The organism is Desulfocicer niacini (assembly GCF_054657595.1).
On record NZ_BAAHYK010000112.1, the window covers coordinates 1 to 3,930 of the forward strand.

Annotated in this window: 2 protein-coding genes; both read left to right on the forward strand. The window is 49.2% G+C overall.

The window, feature by feature from the left end; all coding sequences use genetic code 11:
• Positions 1 to 81 precede the first annotated feature (81 nt).
• On the forward strand, positions 82 to 2,610 hold the full coding sequence (locus tag ACYQ2M_RS24785) for a glycosyltransferase (protein WP_459919084.1): 2,529 nt from the start codon (positions 82 to 84) through the stop codon (positions 2,608 to 2,610).
• Positions 2,607 to 3,896, forward strand: coding sequence for a radical SAM protein (locus ACYQ2M_RS24790; protein ID WP_459919085.1), 1,290 nt, complete (start codon positions 2,607 to 2,609; stop codon positions 3,894 to 3,896). Before ACYQ2M_RS24785 ends, ACYQ2M_RS24790 begins: the two co-directional genes overlap by 4 nt.
• The last annotated feature ends 34 nt before the right edge of the window (positions 3,897 to 3,930 follow it).

The following is a 3,930-nucleotide window of genomic DNA, read 5'->3' on the forward strand; positions in this document are numbered from 1 at the left end:
TTTGATATAATTTTACGTAATACAATTTTCATCGAACCTACAAAAAAAGCCATCAATACCTGAAAAAAGGAAGCATACCCCATGACACCCGGCCCCACCCCCCTGGAAAACAATGTGATGATCCGTGCAGATCTGCATGTACATTCCAAAGCGTCCAGACGGCCATCGGAATGGTTTCTTCAAAAGGCAGGTGCCAGTGAATCCTACACCGACTTTCACACCTTGTACCATTGTGCCAAAGAAGCCGGGATGGATTTTGTTACCATCACCGACCATAACACCATTGAAGGTGCCTGTGAACTTGTCCAGGCCTATCCGAAGGATACCTTTATCAGCGTGGAAACCACCACCTATTTTCCAGAAAACAACTGCAAAATCCATCTGCTGCTGTATGACATTTCTCCGGAACAATTTTCACGCATCCAAGTCCTGCGACGCAATATTTACAAATTGCGCAACTATGTCAGGGACAATGACATCGCCTGCTCCGTGGCCCATGGATTCTACAGCATCAATAATAGACTGGATCTGGATACCCTGGAAAAACTGATCCTGCTCTTTGACATCTTTGAAGGGCTTAACGGGGCCCGGGGCCGGGACGGTAATGAAACCTGGCAGAATATTCTGATGCACCTGACCCCGGAACACATTGAAGTCATGGTGGGAAGACACGGCATAGATCCCATAAGTACCACCCCATGGGATAAGGGATTCACCGGTGGGTCCGATGACCATGCCGGACTTTTCATCGGCCACACCGCCACCATCAGTGACGGTCCCCACACCAGACAGGGGTTCATCCAGCGCATAAAAGAAAAAAAGACCCGATGCTGGGGACGGTGCAATGACTATAAATCCTTTGCCTTCTCTATTTATAAAATTTTTTGTGATTTCTCCGTTCACACAGGTAAAACAGCTCCTGGGGGTATCATCCAGTTTATTAACACCATTGTGTTTGAAGAAAAACAGAGCCGCCTGAAACGGTGGATCACCTTCCGAAAGGTGAAAAAAAGAGCCCAGTTAAAAGATAAAATCCTGTTGACCTTTTTTGAGGATGTCTACAACTGGTCCCATGATTCCCATCTGGATGTGGATACCAAAATGAATAACATTTATCACAGTATGGGGCTTTTGCTGGATGAGTTCTTCAAATTACTCCTGTCATCTCTGGAAGAGGATCTGTTACAAGGTGACATCGGTCGTTTGATGAAAAATCTACTCATCACCCTGCCCGCCTTTTTTATCAGTATTCCCTTTTTCTCATCCTTGAAGCACCTTTCCCATGACAGGGTATTGCTGGCTGAACTGGGTCAGCGCTACAATGGCCACAAAGATATCCAGCCACACAACACCCTCTGGTTCACCGACACCTTTAATGATCTGAACGGTGTTTCCATCACCCTGGAACGGTTTTGCCTGGAGAGCGCAAAAAGAGATCTGAACCTCACCTTTGTGACCTGCCGGGGAACGGATTCACTGACAGCCGATTTCCCGACCAACCTCATGGTACTTCCCTCCATCCACACCATCACGCCTCATTTTTACAACAGTTACTCCATGAATTTTCCCTCCCTGCTGTCATCCATGGCCCAGATTTATCAGTGCTGCCCCCACCGCATCATTGTCTCCACTCCCGGACCGGTGGGCATTCTGGGTATGATGATGGCTAAAATTCTTAACATCGAATGCGTCACCATCTATCACACCGATTTTGCGGCCCAGGCGGCATCCATATTCCAGGATGAAGCGTTGACAGGGTTTATAGAGTCAGCCATCAATCGATTTTACGCCTTCTCCACCCAAATAAAAGTCCCCACCCTGGAATATATGGGTATTCTCCAGCGTCAGGGCTACCCGTCTGAAAAAATGTCCCTGTTTAAACGTGGAATGACCGTGAACCCCATGAATAAAGATACCCAATGGAAAAAACGGTTCAAAGAGACCCACGGTATCCTGCCCGGCACCACGCTGTTGTGGGCCGGTCGTGTGAGCCGGGATAAAAATATTAATTTTTTGATGCAAGCCTATATTGCAGCCAGAAAAACTTATGAGGACATCAATTTGATTCTCTGTGGAGATGGTCCGGACCTGACGGAGTTAACAAAACATTTCTCGTCCCTTGACAGAGTTCATTTCATGGGACGGGTCAACTCCCGGGTCCTGCAACAGTTTTATGACATCGCAGATCTGTTTGTCTTCCCAAGCATTACAGACACCTTTGGGATGGTGATCCTGGAGGCCCAGGCCAGCGGTGTACCGGCCCTGGTCTCCAACATCGGTGGACCCCAGGAAATCATTCTTGACGGTGAAACGGGTCATATGCTTGGGGTTGACAACATAGATCCCTGGGTGGAACAAATACTTCGCTTCCATCACATGAGGGTTCATCATCCACAGGATTTTCATGCCATCAGAAACCGATGCCATGAACACATCCGGCACACCTGCCATTGGGGCAGCGCCCTGGCTGACATCATGGGGGAACCTATTGACGAATATCCCCATACGGATGGAAAAGAGCTGGAAATGCTTGATATGGCAGGTCAATACCATGGCGCTTTTTTTCCGGAATTACAGTCATCCTCCCCCGGCATGGGGGTTGGCACATGACGTCTGCTGCTTTCAACCAACGATTACACCATTGGCTGGTGGCCAGGATTCCCGGGCAACTGGTGGTTCAAATCACAGATCGGTGTAACGCCCGTTGCCCCCAGTGCGGCATGCGCATCTCCTCATCGTTTAAGCGGCAAACCCTGGATAAACAGGAAGTGTACAAAACCATTGATGCCGCTGCCACTCGTGGCATCAAAGCCATATCGTTTACCGGTGGTGAACCCATGCTCATGGCAGATACCCTGTGCGACTACCTCAACCGGGCAGGACAGCGGGGAATTCCATTCATTCGCACCGGCACCAATGGATTTTTTTTCACCGGCAGTGATCAACCGGGTTGCCGTGCAAAAATGAAACGACTGGTGGAAAAACTTGCGGCCACACCGGTGAGGAATTTCTGGATCAGCCTGGATTCCCTGGATGCCCAGGTCCACGAAACCATGCGGGGTTTTGATTCCCTTGTGGCAGGCATGGAAAAGGCCCTTCCAATCTTTCACGATGCCGGCCTTTTTCCGTCGGTGAATCTGGGCATCAACCGAAACCTGGGAGGCGACCTGACCCGACAATTGTCTCCCCGGGATTATGCCAGCCCGGGAAGCTATGAGTCCGCTGTATACGACTCCTATTGCCGGGCCTTTTCCCTGTTTTACCAGCGCGTCATTGACATGGGTTTTACCATAGTAAATGCCTGCTATCCCATGAGTATTGACACTGACAACACCTGCCTTGAAACCGTTTACCAGGCCAATGCCACAGACCACATTGTCCGATTTACCCCACAGGAAAAAAAGATGATCTTCATGGCCCTGAGGGACACCATCCCCAGGTTCAGAAGCCGGATACGAATTTTCACTCCCCGGGCAGCCCTTAACGCCCTGATCATGGACTTAGATGATGGCAATGGCTCCCTTAATCCTTTTTCCGCCCCCTGCCAGGGCGGTATCAACTTTTTTTTCATTGATGCCAGAACCGGTGATACATTTCCCTGTGGATTTCGGGGTGGGGATACTTTTGGAAAACTGTGGGAGATGGCCCATCCGTGGCCTTTTAATTCAATGGCATGCCGGCAATGCGACTGGGAATGCTTCCGGGACCCGTCTGAACTCATGGCCCCGGTACTGGATTTATTTACCCATCCCCTAAGTTTTATCCGTAAAATTCGTCAGGACCCCCAACACTTGAAAATGTGGGCTGGGGATCTACGATACTACCGTATCTGTGACTACTTTAATGGGCGCATCCCGCCGGATTTTCAAAAAATGAAGGTTCCCCAGCAAACCTGAAGATTACGAGGGTGAAAATATTATTAATATTTCA

Bases quoted from the DNA above. Each gene is read 5' to 3' on its own strand.
- ACYQ2M_RS24785 (WP_459919084.1), top strand. From the start codon at position 82: ATGACACCCGGCCCCACCCCCCTGGAAAACAATGTGATGATCCGTGCA.
- ACYQ2M_RS24790 (WP_459919085.1), top strand. From the start codon at position 2,607: ATGACGTCTGCTGCTTTCAACCAACGATTACACCATTGGCTGGTGGCC.